At 75.1% G+C, this 20902-nt stretch carries 18 protein-coding genes; 5 read left to right on the top strand and 13 right to left on the bottom strand.

Annotated features, from left to right (window positions below; translation table 11 throughout):
* Window positions 1-4 precede the first annotated feature (4 nt).
* From LPA42_RS10910 to LPA42_RS10900, 3 genes are read left to right on the top strand one after another with little or no spacing between them, the layout of a single operon-like run.
* Complete coding sequence (locus LPA42_RS10910) at window positions 5-841, top strand: carbohydrate ABC transporter permease (protein ID WP_043963241.1); 837 nt, start codon at window positions 5-7, stop codon at window positions 839-841.
* A gap of 49 nt (window positions 842-890) precedes the next feature.
* The gene (locus LPA42_RS10905; RefSeq protein WP_077937571.1) at window positions 891-2444 is read left to right on the top strand and encodes a glucoamylase family protein; all 1554 of its coding nucleotides are present in this window, start codon (window positions 891-893) and stop codon (window positions 2442-2444) included.
* Window positions 2441-4405: a xylan 1,4-beta-xylosidase gene (locus tag LPA42_RS10900; protein ID WP_077937570.1), complete on the top strand. Its 1965-nt coding sequence runs from the start codon at window positions 2441-2443 to the stop codon at window positions 4403-4405. Before LPA42_RS10905 ends, LPA42_RS10900 begins: the two co-directional genes overlap by 4 nt.
* Window positions 4406-4440: 35 nt before the next feature.
* Here LPA42_RS10900 and urtE read toward each other — a convergent pair whose 3' ends face one another.
* From urtE to LPA42_RS10870, 6 genes are all read right to left on the bottom strand, one after another.
* Window positions 4441-5133 (bottom strand): urea ABC transporter ATP-binding subunit UrtE, encoded by a 693-nt coding sequence (urtE, locus tag LPA42_RS10895; protein ID WP_043963239.1) that lies wholly within the window; start codon window positions 5131-5133, stop codon window positions 4441-4443.
* Window positions 5133-5894, bottom strand: coding sequence for an urea ABC transporter ATP-binding protein UrtD (urtD, locus tag LPA42_RS10890; RefSeq protein ID WP_077937588.1), 762 nt, complete (start codon window positions 5892-5894; stop codon window positions 5133-5135). The genes urtE and urtD overlap by 1 nt, the downstream gene beginning before the upstream one ends.
* Window positions 5891-7075 carry an urea ABC transporter permease subunit UrtC gene (gene urtC, locus LPA42_RS10885; protein ID WP_077937569.1) on the bottom strand — a complete coding sequence of 395 codons (1185 nt, stop codon included), beginning with the start codon at window positions 7073-7075 and terminating at the stop codon, window positions 5891-5893. Before urtC ends, urtD begins: the two co-directional genes overlap by 4 nt.
* Window positions 7072-7959, bottom strand: a complete 888-nt coding sequence (urtB, locus tag LPA42_RS10880) for an urea ABC transporter permease subunit UrtB (protein ID WP_077937568.1) — start codon at window positions 7957-7959, stop codon at window positions 7072-7074. Before urtB ends, urtC begins: the two co-directional genes overlap by 4 nt.
* Window positions 7960-8016: 57 nt before the next feature.
* Window positions 8017-9261 carry an urea ABC transporter substrate-binding protein gene (urtA, locus tag LPA42_RS10875; protein WP_198956546.1) on the bottom strand — a complete coding sequence of 415 codons (1245 nt, stop codon included), beginning with the start codon at window positions 9259-9261 and terminating at the stop codon, window positions 8017-8019.
* Between the two features lie 449 nt (window positions 9262-9710).
* Complete coding sequence (locus LPA42_RS10870; protein WP_228986524.1) at window positions 9711-10847, bottom strand: substrate-binding domain-containing protein; 1137 nt, start codon at window positions 10845-10847, stop codon at window positions 9711-9713.
* 97 nt (window positions 10848-10944) lie between these two features.
* Between LPA42_RS10870 and LPA42_RS10865 the strand changes: the two genes are divergently transcribed.
* Window positions 10945-11421, top strand: coding sequence for a MarR family winged helix-turn-helix transcriptional regulator (locus LPA42_RS10865; RefSeq protein ID WP_077937567.1), 477 nt, complete (start codon window positions 10945-10947; stop codon window positions 11419-11421).
* 47 nt (window positions 11422-11468) lie between these two features.
* Here LPA42_RS10865 and LPA42_RS10860 read toward each other — a convergent pair whose 3' ends face one another.
* The 7 genes from LPA42_RS10860 to LPA42_RS10830 form a co-directional block, all read right to left on the bottom strand.
* Window positions 11469-12290, bottom strand: coding sequence for an urease accessory protein UreD (locus LPA42_RS10860; protein ID WP_198956545.1), 822 nt, complete (start codon window positions 12288-12290; stop codon window positions 11469-11471).
* Window positions 12290-13015, bottom strand: a complete 726-nt coding sequence (gene ureG, locus LPA42_RS10855; protein ID WP_077937565.1) for an urease accessory protein UreG — start codon at window positions 13013-13015, stop codon at window positions 12290-12292. Before ureG ends, LPA42_RS10860 begins: the two co-directional genes overlap by 1 nt.
* On the bottom strand, window positions 13005-13682 hold the full coding sequence (locus LPA42_RS10850) for an urease accessory protein UreF (RefSeq protein WP_077937564.1): 678 nt from the start codon (window positions 13680-13682) through the stop codon (window positions 13005-13007). The genes ureG and LPA42_RS10850 overlap by 11 nt, the downstream gene beginning before the upstream one ends.
* Before the next feature lie 5 nt (window positions 13683-13687).
* A complete protein-coding gene (locus LPA42_RS10845) occupies window positions 13688-15391 on the bottom strand; it encodes an urease subunit alpha (RefSeq protein WP_077937563.1) in 1704 nt (567 codons plus the stop codon).
* Window positions 15388-15759, bottom strand: coding sequence for an urease subunit beta (locus LPA42_RS10840; protein ID WP_077937562.1), 372 nt, complete (start codon window positions 15757-15759; stop codon window positions 15388-15390). Before LPA42_RS10840 ends, LPA42_RS10845 begins: the two co-directional genes overlap by 4 nt.
* Entirely contained in the window at window positions 15756-16058 is a 303-nt protein-coding gene (locus LPA42_RS10835; protein ID WP_043963228.1) for an urease subunit gamma, read from the bottom strand. The genes LPA42_RS10840 and LPA42_RS10835 overlap by 4 nt, the downstream gene beginning before the upstream one ends.
* 278 nt (window positions 16059-16336) lie before the next feature.
* Window positions 16337-19564, bottom strand: coding sequence for a glycoside hydrolase (locus LPA42_RS10830; protein WP_077937561.1), 3228 nt, complete (start codon window positions 19562-19564; stop codon window positions 16337-16339).
* Between the two features lie 224 nt (window positions 19565-19788).
* Between LPA42_RS10830 and LPA42_RS10825 the strand changes: the two genes are divergently transcribed.
* The gene (locus LPA42_RS10825) at window positions 19789-20862 is read left to right on the top strand and encodes a LacI family DNA-binding transcriptional regulator (protein ID WP_077937560.1); all 1074 of its coding nucleotides are present in this window, start codon (window positions 19789-19791) and stop codon (window positions 20860-20862) included.
* The last annotated feature ends 40 nt before the right edge of the window (window positions 20863-20902 follow it).

Genomic DNA, 20902 nt, shown 5'->3' with positions numbered 1-20902 from the left:
CGCCGTGACGACGACCGCGAAGAAGAGGGAGCGGGGCCAGCCATGGGTGTACGTGGTGCTGGCCGGCGGCCTCGTGGTCCTGGTGGGCCCGTTCGTGTGGATGCTGCTCGGCTCGGTCAAGCCGGACGCGGAGATCCGCCGGGTGCCGCCGACCTGGCTGCCGGAGGCGCCCACGCTCGACAACTACCGCCACCTGTTCACCGAGCTGGACTTCCCGGCGTTCTTCCTCAACAGCGTGCTGGTGGCCGGCGCCGTCACCGTGGGCAACCTCGTGTTCTGCTCGATGCTCGGCTACGCCCTGGCGAAGCTGGAGTTCCCCGGCCGGCGCGTGGTGTTCGCGCTGGTGCTGGGGATGCTGATGGTGCCGGGCATGGTCACCTTCGTGCCGCTGTTCATGCTCGTGAGCCGGCTCGGGCTGGTGGACAGCTACGCCGGGCTGATCCTGCCGTGGCTGGCCAGCCCGTTCGGGGTGTTCCTGATGCGTCAGTTCATGACCGGGCTGCCCGACGACCTGATCCAGGCGGCCCGGGTCGACGGCGCGGGCGAGCTGCGGATCTTCGCCCGGGTCGTGCTGCCGCTGTGCGGGCCGGCCCTGGCCACCCTCGGCATCCTGACGTTCCTGTCGTCGTGGAACAACTTCCTCTGGCCGCTGGTCGTCGCGCAGTCGGAGGACCGCTACACCCTGCCGGTGGCGCTGGCCCTGTACGCGATCGGCGAGAACAACACCCGCTACGGCCTGCTGATGGCGGGTTCGGTGGCCGTCATCGTGCCGGTCCTGCTGGTGTTCGTCGCGCTACAGCGGCACTTCGTCCAGGGCATCGCCACGACCGGCCTGAAGTGAGCCCATCCGCCCCACCTGACCTGACCGTCCTCACGTGAGGAGTGTCCTCGTGCGATCCAGGTCCCATCCGTTCCGCACCGCGGCGGTGCTGCTGGCCCTCGGGCTGACCGCCGCCGTCGCCCCGCCCGCCGCGGCCGCGCCACCGACAGCCCCGCCCGCCGGGTCCCCGGCCGCCGCGCTGCGGCAGTACGCCGCCGACACCTGGCGGTCGATGGCCGCCATGGTCGACCCGGGCACCGGGCTGGCGGCCGACAACGTCGGCGGCGACCTCGACGCGGCCGACCGCGCCGGGTACACGTCGCCGACCAACGTCGGCGCGTACCTGTGGAGCACCGTGGCGGCCCGGGAGACCGGCCTCGTCAGCGCCGGCCAGGCCCGCGACCGCATCGCCCGCACCCTCGCCACGCTGGGTCGGCTGGAGGTCCACGAGCCGTCCGGCATGTACTACAACTGGTACGACCCGGCGACCGGGGCGAAGCTGACCACCTGGCCCGTCGACGGCAGCGCCGTGCACCCGTTCCTGTCCAGCGTGGACAACGGCTGGCTCGCCACGGCGCTGACGGTGGTGCGGCAGGCGGTGCCGGAGCTGGCGGGTCGCGCCGACGCGCTGCTGCGCCGGATGGACTTCGGCTACTACTACGACCCGGCGCAGCGACAGCTCCGCGGCGGCTTCTGGGTCGAGCCGCCGCCGGGCTGCTCGCTGGCCGGCAACTACCGCACCGGGCCGGACGTGTTCTACACCTGCCACCACTACGGCGCGTTCAACACCGAGCCGCGCATCGCCAGCTACCTCGGCATCGCCGCCGGGCAGATCCCGCCGGAGCACTACTTCGGCACGTACCGCACGTTCGACCCGGAGGGCTGCGACTGGGCGTGGACGGAGCAGCGGGCCGTCGGCCAGTGGCGCACGTACCTGGGCGTGCGGGTGTTCGAGGGTGCCTACCGCTACCGGGGGTTGCAGCTCGTGCCGAGCTGGGGCGGGTCGATGTTCGAGGCGCTGATGGTGCCGCTGTTCGTGCCCGAGGACCGGTGGGGCCCGCGCAGCTGGGCGGTCAACCACCCGACGTACGTGCGGGCGCAGATCGAGCACGGGCTGCGGGAGGCCGGCTACGGCTACTGGGGCTTCTCCCCCGCCAACGACCCCGACGGCGGTTACCGGGAGTACGGCGTGGACCAGCTCGGCATGGACGGGCCGGGCTACACCTCCGACCAGGAGCGCACCTCGGTCGACCCCGGGTACGGCGAGTGCCGCCCCGCCCAGCCGCCGCCGGCGGGCTACGGCCGGGGCGTGGTCACCCCGCACGCGTCCTTCCTGGCGCTGCGCTACGCGCCCGACGACGCCCTGCGCAACCTGGCGAACCTGCGGCGGGACTTCGACGCGTACGGGCCGGGCGGGTTCTACGACTCGGTCGACGTGACCACCGGGCGGGTGTCGAAGCGCTACCTCGCGCTGGACCAGGGCATGGCGATGGCGGCGCTGGGCAACGCCCTGGCCCACGACGTGCTGCGCCGGCCGTTCGAGCAGGGGCCGATGCAGCAGCGGGTCGCCCCGCTGATGCGGATGGAGGAGTTCTCCCTCCCGCACCGTGGGGGGCAGCGATGACGGGCCGCCACGAGGCCGCAGGCCACCGCGCCGGGGGCCACGACGCGGGCGCCGGGGGCCACGACGTGGGCACGGGTTCGGCCGCCGGCACCGACGCCCGGGGCGACTGGACGCGGCGCATCGCGCTGCGCAGCGACGAACGCGGGGCGGCGGGCGGCACCCCGGACCTGCCGCCGCCGGCCGGGCTGGCGGCGGTCGCCGGGGTGGGCCACGTGCGGCTGTCCTGGTCGCCGGTGCCCGACGCCGTCGGCTACCTGGTGCACCGGGCCCCGCTGCGCGACGGGCGGCCCGCCGGCCCGTTCGCCCCGGTCGACCACCAGGGCGGCGACGTGCTCGCCGTGCCCGACACCTGGTACGTCGACACCACCGGCGAGCCCGGCCGGTCCTACGCGTACGCCGTGGCCGCCGTGCCCGAGGTGACCGTCACCGGTGAGCTGGGCGACCCGGTCGTCGCCGCCGCGCTGCCGGCCGCCGACGGCCCGCCGCCGACGGTGGACGTGCGCGTCGACGCCGCCGCTCCGGGCACGCCGCTGCACCGTCCCTGGCAGCCGATGATCGGCAGCGAGCGGCTGTCGCAGCTGCTGTGCGCCGACACCAGCGGCGGCCGGGAGATCGGGGCGGAGCTGCTGGCGGCCCTGCGCCGCGTCCGCGCGGAGGTGGGCGTCGAGGCCGTGCGGGCGCACGCGATCCTGCACGACGACCTGGGCGTCTACCGGGAGGTCGACGGCCGGCCGGTGCACGACTTCACCGGCGTGGACCGCGTCTACGACCTGCTGCTCTCGGCCGGGCTGCGGCCGGTCGTGGAGATCGGCTTCATGCCCCGCGACCTGGCCCGCGACCCGGAACGGACGGTGTTCGCCTACCGGGGGGTCATCTCGCCGCCGAAGGACTGGGACCGCTGGGCGGAGCTGGTCCGCGCGCTCGTCGCGCACCTGCTCGACCGGTACGGCGAGGCGGTGCTCGGCTGGGACTTCGAGGTGTGGAACGAGGCCAACCTGGAGGTGTTCTGGGCCGGCACCCGCGAGGAGTGGATGCGGCTGTACGAGGTCACCGCCCGCGCGGTCAAGGACGTCGACCCCCGCATCGCCGTGGGCGGGCCGTCGTCGGCCGCCGCCGGCTGGGTCGACGCCCTGCTGGAACACGCCGCGCGTACGGGCACGCCGGTCGACTTCGTCTCCACCCACACGTACGGCAGCCCGCCGCTGGACCTGCGGCCCACGCTGCGCCGGCTCGGTTTCCCGCACGCCCGACTGCTGTGGACGGAGTGGGGCGTCACGCCCACCCACTTCCACCCGGTCAACGACGGCGCGTCGGCGGCGACGTTCCTGCTCGGCGGCATGCGGTCGGCCGCCGGGCGGGTCGACGCCCTGTCCTACTGGGTGGCCAGCGACCACTTCGAGGAGCTGGGCCGGCCGCCCCGGCTGCTGCACGGCGGGTTCGGCCTGATCACCGTCGGCGGCATCGCCAAGCCCCGCTACCACGCCCTGCGGATGCTCGCCCGGCTCGGCGACACGGAGCTGCCGGTGCGGGCGTCCGGCGACGGCGCGGACGGCCTGGTGCAGGCGTGGGCGAGCCGGCACGCCGACGGCGGCCTCGCCGTGCTGGTCTGGGTGTCGACGCTCGACCAGTCGAAGCGCGACGGCGATCCGGCGCTGGCCCGCCGGGTCCGGTTGAGCGTGGCCGGCGGGCCCGGCGGCGGCGTGACGCTGACCCGGCTCGACCGCGAGCACGGCGACGTCACCACCCTCGCGGGCCGGCTCGGCGTCGGGGACTGGCCGACCGACGGGCAGTGGGACGCGCTGCGGGCCGCCGACGCGCTGCCGGCGGAGCCCGTCGAGCCGGACGTGGCCGGCGGGGAGGCGACGGTGGAACTGCTGGTGCCCCAGCCGGGCGCCGTGCTCGTCGAATTCGCGCCGCCTGAGCCGGCGGGCCGAGCCGCCGCGCCGGCGACGGCGGGCTGAGGCTGGCCGAGCCGTCGGCTCGGGGCGGGGCGGGGTCACACGGCGAGCGCGGCCCGGACGGCGTGCTCGGCGGTGGCCCCGCCGTCGCCGGTCGAGGTGACCCGGCCCGACTCCAGCACGTAGTAGCGCTGGGCGACCCGCAGGGCGAAGCCGAGGTGCTGCTCCACGAGGAGCACCTGGATGCCGGCGCGGGCGGTCAGCTCGACGACGCGGTCCTGGATCTCGGCGACCACCGAGGGCTGGATGCCCTCGGTGGGCTCGTCGAGCAGCAGCAGCTTCGGCCGGGTGACCAGCGCCCGGGCGATGGCGAGCTGCTGGCGCTGGCCGCCGGAGAGCAGCCCGGCCCGGCGGCGCAGCAGCGGGCGCAGCGCCGGGAACAGGTCGAGTGCCTCGGCGGTGGCCGCCGCGCCGTCGCGCCGGCCGTCGGCGACCAGCCGCAGGTTCTCCCCCGCCGTCAGGTGCGGGAAGCACTGCTGGCCCTGCGGCACGTACGCCATGCCCCGGGCGACCCGCTGGTGCGGGGCGAGCCGGGTGACGTCCTCCCCGGCCAGCTCGACGGTGCCGGCGCGGGGCCGCAGCAGGCCCACCGCGACCCGCAGCAGGGTGCTCTTGCCGGCCCCGTTGTGGCCCAGCACGGCGGCGACGCCGTCGGCGGGGACGGCGAGGTCCACGCCGTGCAGCACCTCGCTGCGTCCGTACCCGGCGTGCACGCCGCGCAGTGTCAACATCACGCCTCCGTGGGAGCGTCGACGGGGTGGCCGAGGTAGACCTCCTGCACCCGGGGGTCGGCCTGGACCTGGGCGACGGTGCCCTCGCTGAGCACGCGCCCGGCGTGCAGCACGGTCACGGTGCGGGCGAAGCGGCGCAGGAAGTCCATGTCGTGTTCGATGACGACGACGGTGCGGTCCCGGCTGACGGTCTCCAGCAGGGCGCCGGTGGCGTCGCGCTCGTCGTGGCTCATCCCGGCGACCGGCTCGTCGAGCAGCAGCAGCCGGGCGTCGGAGACGAGCAGCATGCCGATCTCCAGCCACTGTTTCTGCCCGTGGGCGAGGGTGCCGGCGAGGTGGTCGGCCCGGTCGGCGAGGCCGATGGTGTCGAGGGCGGCGACGACCTCGTCGGGCAGCCGTCGCCGGCGGCGAGCCAGCGTCCACCAGCTCCGGCCGGCCCCGGCGGCGATGTCGAGGTTCTGCGCGACGGTCAGCTCCTCGAACACGGCGGCGGTCTGGAAGGTGCGGCCGACGCCGAGGCGGGCGATGCGGTGCACGTCCCGGCCGAGCAGTTCCCGGTCGCCGAAGCGGACCGAGCCGGTGGCCCGGACCAGGCCGGTGACAGCGTCGACGAGGGTGGTCTTGCCCGCGCCGTTGGGCCCGATGAGGAAGCGCAGGTCGCCGGCGGGCACGTCCAGGTCGACGCCGTCGACGGCGGTGAAGCCGTCGAAGCTGACCCGCAGGCCCCGCACGCGCAGGCCGTCGCTCTGTGCGTCGGTCATGCCGCCGGCACCTCCGTCCGGGTCCGGCCGCCACGGGCGGGCGGGACGCGGCGCCACCAGGGCGCCCGGTCGGGCGTCGCGCGTCGGGTGCGCCGCAGCGCCCACAGCGATGCCAGGCCGCCGGGGAGGAACGCGACCACCAGCACGAACAGCAGCCCCTGCAGGTACGTCCAGGTGCCCGGGAACCGCTCGGACAGCGCGGTACGCGCCCAGGCGACCGCGACCGCGCCGAGCACCGGGCCGAGCAGGGTGGCCCGCCCGCCGACGGCGACGCCGATGACGAACTCGATGGACGGCACGATGCCGATCAGGGCGGGCGAGATGATGCCGACGGCGGGGACGAACAGCGCCCCGGCGAGGCCGGCCATGCCGGCGGCCACCACGTACGCGACGACCTTGACGGTGGCCGGGTCGTAGCCGAGGAACCGGACCCGCTCCTCCCCGTCGCGCACGGCCACCAGCAGCTCGCCGTAGCGGCTGTGGATGAGCTGGCGGGCCAGCGCGAGCAGCCCCAGCAGCGCGGCGGCGATCAGGAAGTAGACGGTGCGCTGGTTGACCGGGTCGTCGAGGTCGTAGCCGAAGAAGCCCTGGATGTCGGTGAGGCCGTTGGTGCCGCCGGTGGTGCCCTGCTGGCCGACCAGCAGGATCACCATGGCGGCGGCGAGGGCCTGGCTGAGGATGGCGAAGTAGGCGCCCCGCACGCGGCGGCGGAAGACCAGCGAGCCGAGCCCGAAGGCGACGACCATGGGCAGCAGCACGGTGGCGGGCAGGGCGAACCAGGGGCTGGCGAACGGCCGCCACCACCACGGCAGCTCGTCGAGCTGCCCGTACAGCTGCATGAAGTCGGGCAGCGCGCCGGGGCCCGCGTCGGCGAGCTTGAGGTGCATGGCCATCGCGTAGCCGCCGAGGCCGAAGAAGACGCCCTGCCCGAGGGTGAGCATGCCCCCGCGGCCCCAGGCGATGCCGATGCCGACGGCGACCATCGCGACGCACAGGTACTTGGCCAGCAGCGCCAGCCGGAAGTCCGACAGCACCAGGGGGGCCGCGCCGAACAGCAGCGCCGCGCCGGCGGCGAAGCCGAGCGCCGCGCGGGCCCGGCCGCCGGCGCGGCGTGCGGGCGGCGGCGGTGCCGGCGCGGCGGGCTCGTCGGCGGCGGTGGCCGGGCCGGTCACGGTGGTCATGCGAGGCTCCTGGTACGCAGGGTGAACAGGCCCTGTGGCCGCCACTGGAGGAACGCGACGATCGCCACGAAGACGATCACCTTGGCGACGCTGAGGGTGGTGAGGTATTCACCGGTGGCCTGGAGCACGCCGAGGGCGAAGGCGACGATCACGCTGCCCTTGAGCTGGCCGATGCCGCCGACCACGACCACCAGGAAGGCGTCGATGATGAGGTTGGTGCCCATCGTCGGGCCGATCGGCCCGAGCAGGGTCAGCGCGACCCCGGCGACGCCGGCCAGGCCGGAGCCGACGAAGAAGGTGGTGCGGTCGACCCGGGCGGTGGCGATGCCGGAGACGGCGGCGAGGTCGCGGTTCTGCACCACGGCGCGGATGCGGCGGCCCAGCGGGGTGAGCCGCAGCGCGAGGGTCAGCGCCACCACGGCCGCCACGGCGAGGCCGAGGATGAACAGCCGGTTGTTGGCGACGGTGATGCCGCCGGGCAACGCCACGTTGCCGGTGAGCAGCGCGGGCGCGCGGGTCTGCACGTTGGGGCTGCCGAAGATGTCCCGGGCCGCCTGCTGGAGCATCAGCGACACGCCCCAGGTGACGAGCAGGGTGTCCAGGGGCCGGGCGTAGAGGCGGCGGATGAGCAGCACCTCCAGCAGCACCCCGAGCGCGCCGGCCACCGCGAAGGCGACGGGCAGGGCGACCAGCAGCGACCAGCCGGCCGAGGTGATCGTCTGCTGGAGCACGTAGGTGGTGTAGGCGCCGGCCATGATGAACTCGCCGTGGGCCATGTTGATGACGTTCATCTGGCCGAAGGTGAGCGCGAGCCCGAGCGCGACGAGCAGCAGGACCGCGCCGATGCTGATGCCGGTGAAGAGCTGTCCGAACAGGACTGTCACGGTTGCTCCGAGGAGGGGTGGGGCCCGGGCGGCGCAGGGGCCGCCCGGGCCGGGTGGTCAGCTCAGGCCGGTCGCCCAGGGGTAGCTCTTGAGGTACGGGTCGGGCTTGATCGGCTGGCCGGAGTTCCACACCTCGGTGATCAGCCCGTCCGCGCCGACCTTGCCGATCCGGGCGGTCTTGGCGATGTGCTGGGTCGGGCCGTCCACGGTGACCAGGCCCTCGGGCGCCTCGTAGGTGATGCCGCCGGCGGCGGCGCGGACCTTCTCCACGTCGAAGGAGCCGGCCTTGGTGACCATCTCCTTCCACAGGTACACGGCGACGTACGCGGCCTCCATCGGGTCGCTGGTCGGCTTGTCCGCGCCGTACTTCGCCTTGTACGCGGCGACGAACTTCGCGTTCGCCCCGCCCGGGGTGGTCTGGTAGTAGTTCCAGGCGGTCAGCTGGTCCTTGAGATATTGCGTGCCGATGCCCTTGACCTCCTCCTCGGCGATCGACACGGACACCACGGGCATGCTGGTCGCGTTGAGCCCGGCGGACGTGTATTCCTTGAAGAACGCCACGTTGCTGTCGCCGTTGAGGGTGTTGAACACCGCGTCGGCCTTGGCCGACTTCACCTTGTTGACGATGGTGCCGAACTCGGTGGAGCCGAGCGGGGCGTAGTCCTCGCCGAGGACGGTCATCCCGTTGGCCTTCGCGTACGCCTTGATGATCTTGTTGGCCGTGCGGGGGAAGACGTAGTCGCTGCCCACGAGGTAGACCGACTTCTTGCCCTGCGCCTTGAGGTAGTCCAGGCCGGGGACGATCTGCTGGTTGGTCGTCGCCCCGGTGTAGAAGATGTAGGGCGACTGTTCCAGGCCCTCGTACTGCACCGGATAGAACAGCAGCGCCTTGTTCTTCTCGAACACCGGCTTGACGGCCTTGCGGCTGGCCGAGGTCCAGCAGCCGAAGACGGCGGCGACGCGGTCCTCGGAGATGAGCTTCTCGGCCTTCTCGGCGAAGGTCGGCCAGTCCGAGGCGCCGTCCTCGCCGACCGGCACGATCTTCTTGCCGAGGACGCCGCCGGCCGCGTTGATCTCCTCCACGGCGAGCATGATCGAGTCGCGGACGGTGACCTCGCTGATGGCCATGGTGCCGGAGAGCGAGTTGAGCAGGCCCACCTTGACGGTGTCGCCCGAGACGTCGGCGCTGACGCCCGTTCCCGACGTGCTGTCGGAGGTCTTGCTGCCGCACGCGGCCAGCGCGGCTGCGACGACGAAGGCCATGGTGCCGGCCAGGATGCGGCGGCCCCGGAACAGTGACATGCAATCTCCCCTGCGGTGAGCGTGGAGCGACGACCACCGGCCCTGTCGGGCCGGGCTGCATTGCCATTGGCGATTGGTGATTGGTGAAGCGGTGCGGTCACGGGTGTCGCGTCGGGCGGAAAGGCCGGCCGGCGGGTGGGACGCCGGCCGATCATCCGCAGTGGACGTCGGGCTGGGCAAAGCCTCAACTCGATTCATTGCGGCCACGTTTCCCGGCCCTTAATTGCCTGTTTCCCGAACGGCCGGTAAGGCCAGCTCAGCGGCCGAAAATCAGCAAAGGCCGCCACCATCTCCGGAGGATTCACGGAGAACGGGGACGGCCCACATCAGACATTCGGAAGAACGGTGACCCGCGCGCCGGAATTGCATTTCGACGGAACGGCGGGCGAGCCAGTTACTTCCTGCGTGAAGGATTTTAGCGGGGTCCCCCGGCCGGCTGTCAAGCGCCCCTACAGCTCCGCCAGCACCGCGAAGTCGAGCCCGTCGGCCTCGGCCAGGTAGATCCGCTGGCGCACGTGCCGCCCCCGCAGCCGCAGCTCCCCCCGCGGCCCCTGGTACGACACCGCGTCGGCGGCGGCCCCGATCGCCCGCACGTCCAGCGTGCGGGCCCGGGCGATCAGCGCCGCCAGCAGCATCACGCCCTCGTAGCAGGACTCCCCCAGGCTGCCCAGCGGCGGCGCCTCCACCCCGAACCGGCGGGCGAACGCCCCGTGGAAGTCGAGGTTCTCCCGGGTGACCAGGCCGGCGAAGAACCCGGCCGTGCTGTACAACCGGCGGGTCGCGCCCGCCCCGCTGGCCAGCAGCATGTTCTCGTCCATCAGCGTGCTCAGCCGCAGGCAGCGCTGGTCCAGCCCGCTGCGGGCGAACGCCCGGTTGAACCGCACCGCGTCCGCGCCGACCAGCAGCATCAGCACCCCGTCCGCCTCGGACTGCTCGACGGCGCGCAGGACGGGGCCGAAGTCGTGGGTGCCCAACGGCAGGAACCGCTGCCCGCACACCCGCGCCCCGCTGCGCAGCGCGTACCGCTGGGCGGCGCGGGCCGTGCGGCGCGGCCACACGTAGTCGTTGCCCACCACGTACCACCGGCGCACGCCCTGCTCGCGGGCCAGCAGCCGCATCGCCGGCCAGAGCTGCGCGTCGGGCGTCTCGCTGGTGAGGAATACCCCCTCGGTGCGCTCGCCGCCCTCGTAGAGCGCCGTGTAGACGTACGGCACCCGGTGCGCGACGCGCGGGGCCACCGCCTGCCGCACCGACGAGATGTGCCAGCCGGTCACCCCCTGCACCGCGCCGGTCGACACCAGCGCCTCCACCTCGGCGGCCACCTCGGCCGGCGGGGCGCCGCCGTCGACGGGCACCAGCCGCAGCTCGCGGCCGAGCACCCCGCCGGCGCGGTTGATCTCCTCCATCGCGAGCTGGGCGCAGAGCTCGCAGGTCGGGCCGAACATCCCGGCGGGCCCCCGCATCGGGTAGACCAGCGCGACGCTGACCACCGACCGGTCCACGGTGAGCCAGGGCGCGGGAAGGTGGAACGTCTGCCCCGGCTGGGGATGCGGCGCACCAGCCGGACGCCCTGCCGGCACGGACATGACGACATGATTGCCGCCGGCCGGTGCCCACACCAGACCCGGTCAGGATGCGGGATCTTTTCGGTACGATGACAGCCCCACCGAACGGGGGAGAGCCATGCCCGAGGTGCCCGCGACGCCCGTCGACCTGCTGCGTGCGCTGACCCGTGCCGAGCGGCTGCTCGCCCGGCGGGTCGGCGGTGTCCTGGCCGCCGAGGGCCTCACCGTGGAGGCATGGCGGGTGCTGTGCCTGCTCGCCGACGGGCAGGGGCACCCGATGAGCGAGGTCGCCGCCGAGGAGTCCCTACCGCCGGGGACGCTGACCAAGCTGGTCGACCAGCTCGTCGACCAGAACCTGGTCTACCGGCGGATCGACCCGCAGGACCGGCGGCGCATCCGCGCGTACCTGACCGCCCGGGGCCGCCGCGAGCAGGAACGCGTCGACGCCCTGGTCCGGGCGGACCTGGCCGACCTGACCACCGACGACGACCTCGCGCTGGCCGGGGCGCTGGCCGCGCTGGTCGACCGGCTGGGCGCCGGCCGCCGCCCGGTCGGCGCGGGGGCCGGCCCGCGCCCCCGCGTCGCGACCCGCTGACGCCCGCAGCCGCCGCCCCGGGCCGGCCACATCCCGCGCCCGTCCGCTCAGGCCAGGGTGAGCCGCTCGCGCAGGGTGTGCGCGTCGGCGGCGGTGGCGGTGAGCAGCGCCGCCGGGCCGCCGGCCAGCGCCAGCCAGGCCACCGCGCCACCGTCGCCGGTCGCCGGCCGCGCCCGGGGGACGGGCAGGCCGCCGGACCGCACCCCGACGCCGGGCGGCATCCCGACGCCGGGTGCCGCCCCGGGACCCGGCTGCGCGGCGGGACCGGGCGGGACGTCGGGGCCCACCAGCAGCAGCGAGCCGGTCGCCGGGGTCCCGCCGAGCACGGCGGGCCCCGCCCAGCCGGGCGCGGACGGGCCGACCGCCGTCGACTGGCGCAGCAGCGGCCGGCCGCCGTGGTCGACCGACGTGCGGACGACGGCGTCGCCCGGCGACTCGCCGTACCGGCCGCAGATCAGCTCGTCGCGCCAGGTCAGCCGGGCCCCGGCGGCCAGCTCGACCCGCGACTCGGCGACGTGGTCGCAGCCGGCCGCCGCGACGAGCTGCTCCGGCACCCAGTGCAGGGTGCCCCCGTCGTGCACCACCGCGTGCACCCGCATCCGGGACGCCGCCGCCCCGGGGCGGCCGGGCAGCGCCACCGAGGCGGCCACGCTGCCGACGCGCAGCGCCGCCCCGGGGCCCACCTCTACCTCCAGCAGCAGGTCGTCGCCGCCGAGCGGGCCCGCCGCGCCGCCCACCACGTACACCGTGGCGACCCCGCCCTCGGCGGCGGTGGACCGCAGCAGCAGCGGCGACTCGCCGCGCAGCTCCGTGAGACGGGTCCTGCCGCGACCGTCGGCCCGCGCCACCACCCGGGCCCGCGCGCGCATCAGGCGACGGCCACGGCGGCCCGGTGGTGGGCCAGCTCGTGCCGGATCCACCCGGCCACCCGGGTCGCCTCCGGGTCGCCGACGATGGACAGGAAGACCGTCGGCAGGTCGCCGCGCCGGGCCCGCGCGTCGCGGTCCATCACGTCGAGGTCCGCGCCGACCATCGGCGCGAGGTCCGTCTTGTTGATCACCAGGAGGTCGGCGGCGGTGACCCCGGGCCCGCCCTTGCGCGGCACCTTGTCGCCGCCGGCCACGTCGACCACGAAGATCTGCCGGTCGATCAGGCCCCGGCTGAACGTGGCCGTCAGGTTGTCCCCGCCGCTCTCCACGAGCACCAGGTCCAGCGGGCCGACCGCCTCGCACAGCTCGTCGATCGCGTCGAGGTTCGCGCCGATGTCGTCGCGGATCGCCGTGTGCGGGCAGCAGCCCGTCTCCACCGCCCGGATCCGGGCCGGGTCGAGCACGCCGGCCCGGCGCAGGAAGTCCGCGTCCTCGGTGGTGTAGATGTCGTTGGTGACCACGCCGAGGCGCAGCTCGGTGGCGAACGCCCGGCACAGCGCGGCCACCAGGGCGGTCTTGCCCGAGCCGACCGGCCCGCCGATGCCGATGCGCAGCGGCCGGGCCGCCGCCGGCAGCGGGGCGTGCGGGTCGACCCCGGGCTCGGGGTGGGTGTGGGGGACGTCCTCGTCGTGCGACGAGGTCAGGGGAACGGATTCAGGACGCAAAGAGACGCACCTCCCAGGTGGTGTGGACTTCGGCATGGATGTCGGTGAGGGGGGCCGCGCCGGCCGGCAGCCACTCCGGCGGCCCGTCGGCAGCGGCCACCGCCCGCGCCGCTGTGGCGTCGACGTCGGCCGTCAGGGCGGCGAGCAGCCCGTGCACGCGGTACGGGTCGAGGCCGAGCAGCCGCACCGCCGCGCTCGCCGGGCCGGTCACCGACCCGTACGCGGCGGCGGTCGCCAGCTCGGCCGGGTCGAGGCCGGCGGCCGAGGCGACCAGCCCGAGCACCAGCGGCTGGTGCGGCCCGGTCGGGTCGGCGGGCAGGGCGGCGAACGGCCCGCCCGGCCACAGCGCCCGCCCGGCGCGCAGCAGGGCCCGCCCCTGCCGGCGCGAGACCGCGCGCAGCGCCGGGGCGGCCGTGCGGGCGTCCAGCTCGGCGTCGAGCCGGGCCAGCACGGGGCCGGGGTCACCGGCCGCCGCCGCCCGGTGCGCCGCCACCGCGAACGCGGCGGCGACCAGCCCGCCGGTGGCCAGCCGACCGACCAGGAAGCCGCGCAGCGACGCCAGGTCGGTGACCAGACCGGCGGCGACGGCGGCCTCCAGCCCGCTGGAGTGGGCGTGCGCGCCGGCCGGGAACCGCCCGTCGGCGAGCAGGAGCAGCATGCTCGTCATCGTCGTCAGAACAGGTGGTAGAGCTGGGCCATCGGCAGCTCCGTCACCGGGTCCGGCTCGACCACCTCGCCGTCGATGCGCACGGTGAAGGTGTCCGGGTCGACCTCGATGCGCGGCATGGCCCCGTTCTCGGGCAGGTCGGCCTTGCCCCGCGACCGCACGTCGGCGACGGGGACCAGCGGCCGGCGCACGTCGAGGCGGAGGCCGGCCTCCAGCGCCGCCGGGGCCACGAACGCGAGGCTGGTCGCCGCCGGCACCACGCCGTGCGCGCCGAACATCGGCCGGGGCAGCACCGGCTGCGGCGTCGGGATCGACGCGTTCGCGTCGCCCATCTGCGCGTACGCGATCATGCCGCCCTTGAGCACCAGGTGCGGGCGTACGCCGAAGAACGCCGGGTCCCACAGCACCAGGTCGGCGAGCTTGCCCGGCTCCACCGACCCGATCTCGCGTTCCAGGCCGTTGGCCATCGCCGCGCAGATGGTGTACTTCGCGACGTAGCGGCGGGCCCGGCGGTTGTCGGCGCGCCCGTCGCCGGGCAGCGCGCCCACCCGCCGCTTCATCACGTGGGCGCTCTGCCAGGTGCGGGTGATCACCTCGCCGATGCGCCCCATCGCCTGCGAGTCGGAGCCGATGATGGAGATCGCGCCGAGGTCGTGCAGCAGGTCCTCGGCGGCCATCGTCGACGGGCGGATCCGGCTCTCGGCGAACGCCAGGTCCTCCGGCACCGCCGGGTTGAGGTGGTGGCAGACCATCAGCATGTCGAGATGCTCGGCGAGGGTGTTGCGGGTGTACGGGCGGGTCGGGTTCGTCGACGACGGCAGCACGTTCGGCTCGCTGGCGACGGTGATGATGTCCGGCGCGTGGCCGCCGCCCGCCCCCTCCGTGTGGTACGAGTGGATGGCCCGGCCGGCGATCGCGCGCAGCGTGTCGGCGACGAACCCGGCCTCGTTGAGGGTGTCGGTGTGGATGGACACCTGCACGCCGGAGGCGTCGGCCACCCGCAGGCAGGCGTCGATGGCCGCCGGGGTGGTCCCCCAGTCCTCGTGCAGCTTGAAGCCGCCCGCGCCGGCCCGCAGCTGTTCCCACAGCGCCTCCTCGGAGACGGTGTTGCCCTTGCCGAGCAGCAGCACGTTCACCGGGAACGCGTCCAGTGCCTCGTGCATCCGGGCCAGGTGCCAGGCGTTCGGGGTGACCGTGGTGGCGCGGGTGCCCTCGGCGGGGCCGGTGCCCCCGCCGACGAGGGTGGTGATGCCGCTGGTCAGCGCCTCGTGCACGAGCTGCGGGCAGATGAAGTGCACGTGGGTGTCGACGGCACCGGCGGTGAGGATGCGCCCGTTGCCGGCGATCACCTCGGTCGCCGGGCCGATCACCAGGTCCGGGTGGACGCCCGGCATCGTGTCGGGGTTGCCGGCCCGGCCGAGTGCGACGATCCGGCCGTCGCGCAGCCCGACGTCGGCCTTGACCACGCCCCAGTGGTCGAGCACCACCGCGCCGGTGATCACCGTGTCGAGGGCGCCCTCGGCGCGGGTGACCCGGGACTGGCCCATCGACTCCCGGATCACCTTGCCGCCGCCGAAGACCATCTCGTCGCCGCCGACGCAGTGGTCGACCTCCACCTCGATGAGCAGGTCGGTGTCGGCGAGCCGGATCCGGTCGCCCGTGGTGGGCCCGTACAGGTCGAGGTAGCGCCGCCGGTCCAGTTCGCTCACCGGTCCGACCTCCCGTCCGGTGCGGCGGCTGCCTCCGGCGCCGCGGTGGCGCGCGGGGCCGCGTCCAGCGGGCCGGCGACCTCGCCGCGCAGGCCGGCGACGATGCGGGCCCCGCCCAGCGGCACCAGCTCCACCTGGCGGCTGACCCCCGGCTCGAACCGCACGGACGTGCCGGCGGGCACGGCGAGCCGCTGGCCGTACGCGGCGGCGCGGTCGAAGCGCAGGCCGGGGTTGGCCTCGGCGAAGTGGTAGTGCGAGCCGACCTGCACCGGCCGGTCGGCGGTGTTGACCACCAGCAGGGTGGTCACCGGCAGGCCGGCGTTGATCTCGACCGGGCCGTCGCCGGGCAGCACCTCCCCGGGGATCACGGGATCGGGTGGTGCACCGTCACCAACTTGGTGCCGTCCGGGAACGTCGCCTCCACCTGCACCTCCTTCAGCAGCTCGGGGACACCGTCGAGCACGTCGTCGCGGCCGAGCACGCCGCGACCGGCCGACATCAGGTCCACGACCGACCGCCCGTCGCGCGCGCCCTCCAGCAGGAACGCGGTGATGATGGCGACGGCTTCGGGATAGTTGAGGCGCAGGCCGCGCTCGCGGCGGCGACGGGCGACGTCCGCCGCGACGTGCACGAGCAGGCGATCCTGCTCGTGGGGGCTGAGGAACACGGAAACCTCCGGGCGGTCCGGCGTGCACGCTCCCGCAGTCGCGGCGCGCGTCGACGGGCGCCGGACGAGAGAGGGTCACACGTGACCGCCGCCGGCCGTCGGCGGTTCGCCCCGGGACCCCACCGGCCCCGGCCCGATCCTACGGCCGCGCAGCGGTGTGGGGGCTGGGAACGGACCGCACCGCCAACCGCTGACCAGACCGTAGAGGATCGCCGGGCACGGTCGCAACGGCCGGGACGGCGACATGGCGCGCCTCACCGCCCCACCCCACCCCGGCGTCAGCGGCGCAGGCGGATCGTGTAGGTGCGCGACTGCGAGCCGTCCTCGCTGGTCACCGACACGGTCGCCGTACGGCTGCCGGCCCTCGGCTGGCGCACGACGACGGTGGCGTACGGGTCGGCGGCCACGGCGGTGACGCACGGCAGCCCACCCCGGCGGGTCACGGTGTAGGACAGCTTCCCCGGATCGAAGCCGGCCAGCGGCACCCCGTCGAGGGCGATGCCGGCGGCGGAGGCGTCCGACGACGTGCCGGGCGCGGCGGCGAAGACCTCGATCTCGCTGGCGGTGATGTGCCGGTCCGGGTGGGCCGTGAGCACGATCCGCACCGCGTCCGTGGCGGCGGTCACCGGCACGTCGACGGCGGGGGCGCTCGCCGTGCCCGTCGGGACGGCCACCGTTGCGCCGGCGTCGACCCAGCCGCCCTGCGGGTCGCGGACCTGCGCCCGCAGGCTCTGCGGATAGCTGTCGGAGCCGTCGCGGTAGAAGTGGACGACGACCCGGGTGAGCCTCCGGCGCTCCGGCAGGGTGACGGTGAGCGTGTCGGAGGGGTTCTTCGTCCCCGACCGCCAGTTCGACCACGCCTTGTCCGTCAGCACGCCGTTGGCCAGGCCATCCGGCGAGTAGCCGGGCTCGGTGAAGGTGGCGACGACGCCCGCCGGGGCCGCCCGCTCCTCGACCGGCGGGGTCACCTGCACCCGCACGCTCGCCGCGAGGGTGCGCCCGTCGCCCGCGTCGGCCTGCCCGGCGAGGGTGACGACGCCGGGGGCGTCGAACGCGCCGGCCGGCGGCGGCTGCCAGCGCACCGGGCGCTGCACCGTCGCGCCCCGCCGGGCCACCGCGGTGACCGTGGCCGGCAGCGTCGGCTCGCCGCCGACGGCGGCCTTCGCCCGGGTGGGCCGCGTCGCCACGAGGGTGTCGACCACGACCGTCGCCCGGGCGACGTGGGCGCGCCCGAGGGCGTCGGTGGCGCGGCCGGTGACCCGCACGGTGCCGGGCCGCTGCCACCTCGACGCGGCGGGCAGCTTCCAGGTGACCGGCAGCGTCCCCCGGGCGCCGTCGCGGCGGACCGGGACGACGGTGTCCGGCAGCGCCGGGGCGACCCCGGGGACCGTGAACGCGTCGGTGGGCGCGATCCGCAGGACCGTCTCGTCGGTCACCCGCCAGCGCTGGTTGGCCCCCGAGTTGGCCAGCCAGGAGGTGACCGCCGCGCCGTCGCCGGTGGCCTGGCCGCCGACCTCCAGCAGGCGGCGCGAGCCGACGTTGACGAGGGTGTACGTGCCGTCGCCCGTGGTGGACAGGATCCACTGTGCCTGCGGGCCCGGCGCGGCGACGGCGGGGACGAGGGTGACGGCCTGGTCGACGACGGCGACCTGGCGGGTGCCGTCGGCGGTGGCGACGGCGTACCGGGCCCGGTTGCCCGTGCCCCCGGCGAGCCGGGTGAGCCGCCACAGCTGGTCCGCGCTCGCCGGGTCGGTGGTGCGGATGACCGCGCCGGAGCCGGTGCCGCCGGCCGGGGCGAGGGAGCGGCCGCTCTGCACGCCGGTGAGGCGGTAGACGTGGCCGTCGCGCACCAACGCCGCGCCGGGGGCGACCCCGGAGACGCCGGTGACCAGGAACGTCGTCACCGACTGGGCGGGCACGTCCACCCGGGCGGCGCGGTCGCGCACGGCGACGGGGGCGCCGCGCCGCAGCGCCCCGTCCGCGCTGGTGACGACGGGGGTCACGGTCGCGTTCGCGGCGACGGCGCCGAACGCCGACAGGTCCAACGCGACGGTACGGGCGGCGGTGCTGTCGTTGACGTGCACGACGGTGGCCCGCCCGCCGGTGGCCACGGCGGCGACGCTGGAGGTGTCGTTCACGGCGACGAGCCGGTCGCCGGGGCGGATGTGGTGGGTGAAGTTGCGGACGGTGTCGAACTTGGTGTTCGTGTAGATCGGGCAGGTCCGCAGGGTGTCGGCGGCGGTGCAGTCGAACGGGAGCTGGATGCTGCCCCAGTTGGAGCCCTGCGGGAACTCGCCGCCGGGCTTCATGTTGTCGTAGTCCTCGACCGGCTGCCAGAACACCCACGCCGACGGTTCCAGCTCGCGCAGGTCGTCGACCATGTGCCGGGCCATCCCGAGGCCGGGGGCCATGCTGGTGAGGCTGTGCCCGTCGCCCCAGGAGCCCTCCACCTCGCTCATCCACAGCGGCTTGTCCTCGCCCTTGGCGATGTCGCGGGCGGTGGTGCGCTGGCCCGTGCCGTAGGTGTGCACGTTGAGCTGGTCGACCAGGCCGCGTACGTCGTCGGGGTAGGCGTTCCAGTTCGTGGCGAACGTGCCGGGGTTGGTCTCGTCCATGGCGGACACGCGGGTCCCGCTGCCGGCGGCGCGCAGCTCGGCGGCGACCGCCCGGACGACCTGCTGCTGGAGGCCGGGGCCGGCGTGGGCGCCCTCCTGCCGACCGCCGACCGGGTTGCCGTCGGCACCCAGCCGGGTGCTCCAGTAGGTGGTGTTCGGCTCGTTGAGCGGGTCGATCGTGTCGACGGTGATGCCGTGCGCGGCCTCCAGGCGCTGGGTGACCCGCACGAGATAGGTCGCGAAGTCGTCGACCCGGTCGGCGCGGATCTGGTCGGCGGCGGGGTCGAAGCCGCCGGAGACGTACCCGCTGACGGTCTGGAACCACGGCGGCGAGTTGCTGAAGGTCTCCCACTGGGTGACGTCGTTCTTGATCCGGTCGACCCACCAGCGCTGCGCGCGGTCGGCGTCCGGGTTCCAGTGCTGCGGGTTGTCCGGGTCCCACCAGTCGGTGTCGGCGCGGGTGGTGCCGTCGGGGGCCCGCCACCAGCCGGGCACCGCGCCGCCGGGGCGCAGGTAGTCGGGGACGTCGGGGGCGTTGCCGCCGCCGATGTTGTAGCGGGCGATGTTGAGGTTGAGGCCCTGTTCGCCGAAGACGAGGTCGGCCAGGCGCTGCCGGATCTCCTCCGGGTAGCCGCCGGTGGCGTTGGCGAACCAGACGAGGCTGGTGCCCCACCCCTGGAACTCCTGCCCCTGATAGGACGGGTCGGGGCGGACGGTGACCACCGGGAGCGCGGCGGCCCCCGGCGCGGCCGCGCCCCCGGCCCCGGCGGCGGATCCGGTTGCCGGCGCGGCGGAGGCGGGGCCGGCGCCGGGCGCGACGGCGACGCCGAGGGTGACGACGGCCGCCGTGACCGCGGCGGCCAGCCCCCGGCGGGACGGGTGTCTGCTCATGTGGACGATCTCCTCCGACGGGTGGTGGTGAGCCGGTGGATCGCGCCGCGTTCCTGCGGCGGGCGCGCTACCTCGATGTTTACGCAAACATCGAGTGTTGCGATGCTCCCAGTCGGCCCGTGGCCCGTCAAGCACGGCCGGCATACTGGGCTGCGCCGCGTGAGCACCGCGGCGGAGCCGGCACGAGACGCCGGCCGCAGGCGGGGCGAGAGGAGCGAGGCGGGATGAGTCGGTCCGGCCCCGACGGGGCGACCCAGGAGCCCGCCGGCGCGGGCCGCCCCCGCGCCGGCCGGCGGCGGGGCGTCTCCATGGCCGACGTGGCGCGGCTGGCCGGCGTCTCCGCGCAGACCGTCTCCCGCGTCTCCACCGGTCACCCCGGCGTCGTCGACAGCACGCGCGAGCAGGTCCTCGCCGCGATGCGGCAGCTCGGCTACCGCCCCAACAGCGCCGCCCGCGCGCTCAAGTACGGCGAGTTCCGCACCATCGGCGTCATCCTGTTCTCCCTGTCGAGCACCGGCAACAGCCGCACCCTGGAGGCGATCGCCACCCACGCCGCCGACGCCGGCTACGTGATCACCCTCATCCCCGTCGGGGCACCCACCCAGGACCGCCTGCTCGGGGCCTTCACCCGGCTCGGCGAACTCGCCGTCGACGCGGTCATCGTCATCATGGAGGTGCACCTGCTGGACGCCGCGACCGTCGCCGTCCCACCCGGCGTGCACGTCGTCGTGGTCGACTCCGACGCCGGCGACCGCTACCGCGTCGTCGACACCGACCAGGCCGACGGGGCGAGCCAGGCCGTGCACCACCTGCTCGACCTCGGCCACCGCACGGTGTGGCACGTCGCGGGGCCCCGGGAGTCGTTCGCCGCACAGCGGCGCGCGCTGGCCTGGCGTACCACGCTGCGGGAGCACGGCCGCCCGGCGCCGCGGGTGCGGCGCGGCGACTGGTCGGCGGAGTCCGGCTACCGCGCCGGCCTCGACCTGGCCGGCGAGACCGACTGCACGGCGGTCTTCGTCGCCAACGACCAGATGGCCCTCGGGGTGCTGCGCGCGCTGCACGACCGGGGCCGGTCGGTGCCCCGCGACGTCAGCGTCGTGGGCTTCGACGACATCGCCGACGCCGGAGCGTTCATCCCGCCCCTGACCACCGTGCACCAGGACTTCGCGGAGGTCGGCCGCCGCTGCGTCGAGGCGGTGCTGCGCCAGGTCCGCACCGGCGTGCCGGAGACCGGCACCACCCTGGTCTCCACCCGCCTGGTGGTACGCCAGAGCACCGCGCCCCCGCCGGGCGGCTGAGGCGGTGGCCCGGCGGAGCCCCTCCCAGCGCCGCCTCCAG

Origin of the sequence: Micromonospora sp. DH13 (genome assembly GCF_020873825.1) — a bacterium.
Classification (GTDB): Bacteria; Actinomycetota; Actinomycetes; order Mycobacteriales; family Micromonosporaceae; genus Micromonospora; species Micromonospora haikouensis.
Note: the sequence above shows the minus strand (reverse complement) of the source record. Positions and strands in the feature narration are given on the sequence as shown.

What these genes read in the sequence shown, in the direction of transcription:
- LPA42_RS10830 (WP_077937561.1), bottom strand. Translation starts at nt 19,564, where the DNA reads ATGAGCAGACACCCGTCCCGCCGGGGGCTGGCCGCCGCGGTCACGGCG.
- LPA42_RS10900 (WP_077937570.1), top strand. Translation starts at nt 2,441, where the DNA reads ATGACGGGCCGCCACGAGGCCGCAGGCCACCGCGCCGGGGGCCACGAC.
- LPA42_RS10870 (WP_228986524.1), bottom strand. Translation starts at nt 10,847, where the DNA reads ATGTCCGTGCCGGCAGGGCGTCCGGCTGGTGCGCCGCATCCCCAGCCG.
- LPA42_RS10865 (WP_077937567.1), top strand. Translation starts at nt 10,945, where the DNA reads ATGCCCGAGGTGCCCGCGACGCCCGTCGACCTGCTGCGTGCGCTGACC.
- LPA42_RS10860 (WP_198956545.1), bottom strand. Translation starts at nt 12,290, where the DNA reads ATGCGCGCGCGGGCCCGGGTGGTGGCGCGGGCCGACGGTCGCGGCAGG.
- urtE (WP_043963239.1), bottom strand. Translation starts at nt 5,133, where the DNA reads ATGTTGACACTGCGCGGCGTGCACGCCGGGTACGGACGCAGCGAGGTG.
- urtD (WP_077937588.1), bottom strand. Translation starts at nt 5,894, where the DNA reads ATGACCGACGCACAGAGCGACGGCCTGCGCGTGCGGGGCCTGCGGGTC.
- urtA (WP_198956546.1), bottom strand. Translation starts at nt 9,261, where the DNA reads ATGTCACTGTTCCGGGGCCGCCGCATCCTGGCCGGCACCATGGCCTTC.
- LPA42_RS10850 (WP_077937564.1), bottom strand. Translation starts at nt 13,682, where the DNA reads ATGACGAGCATGCTGCTCCTGCTCGCCGACGGGCGGTTCCCGGCCGGC.
- LPA42_RS10825 (WP_077937560.1), top strand. Translation starts at nt 19,789, where the DNA reads ATGAGTCGGTCCGGCCCCGACGGGGCGACCCAGGAGCCCGCCGGCGCG.
- urtC (WP_077937569.1), bottom strand. Translation starts at nt 7,075, where the DNA reads ATGACCACCGTGACCGGCCCGGCCACCGCCGCCGACGAGCCCGCCGCG.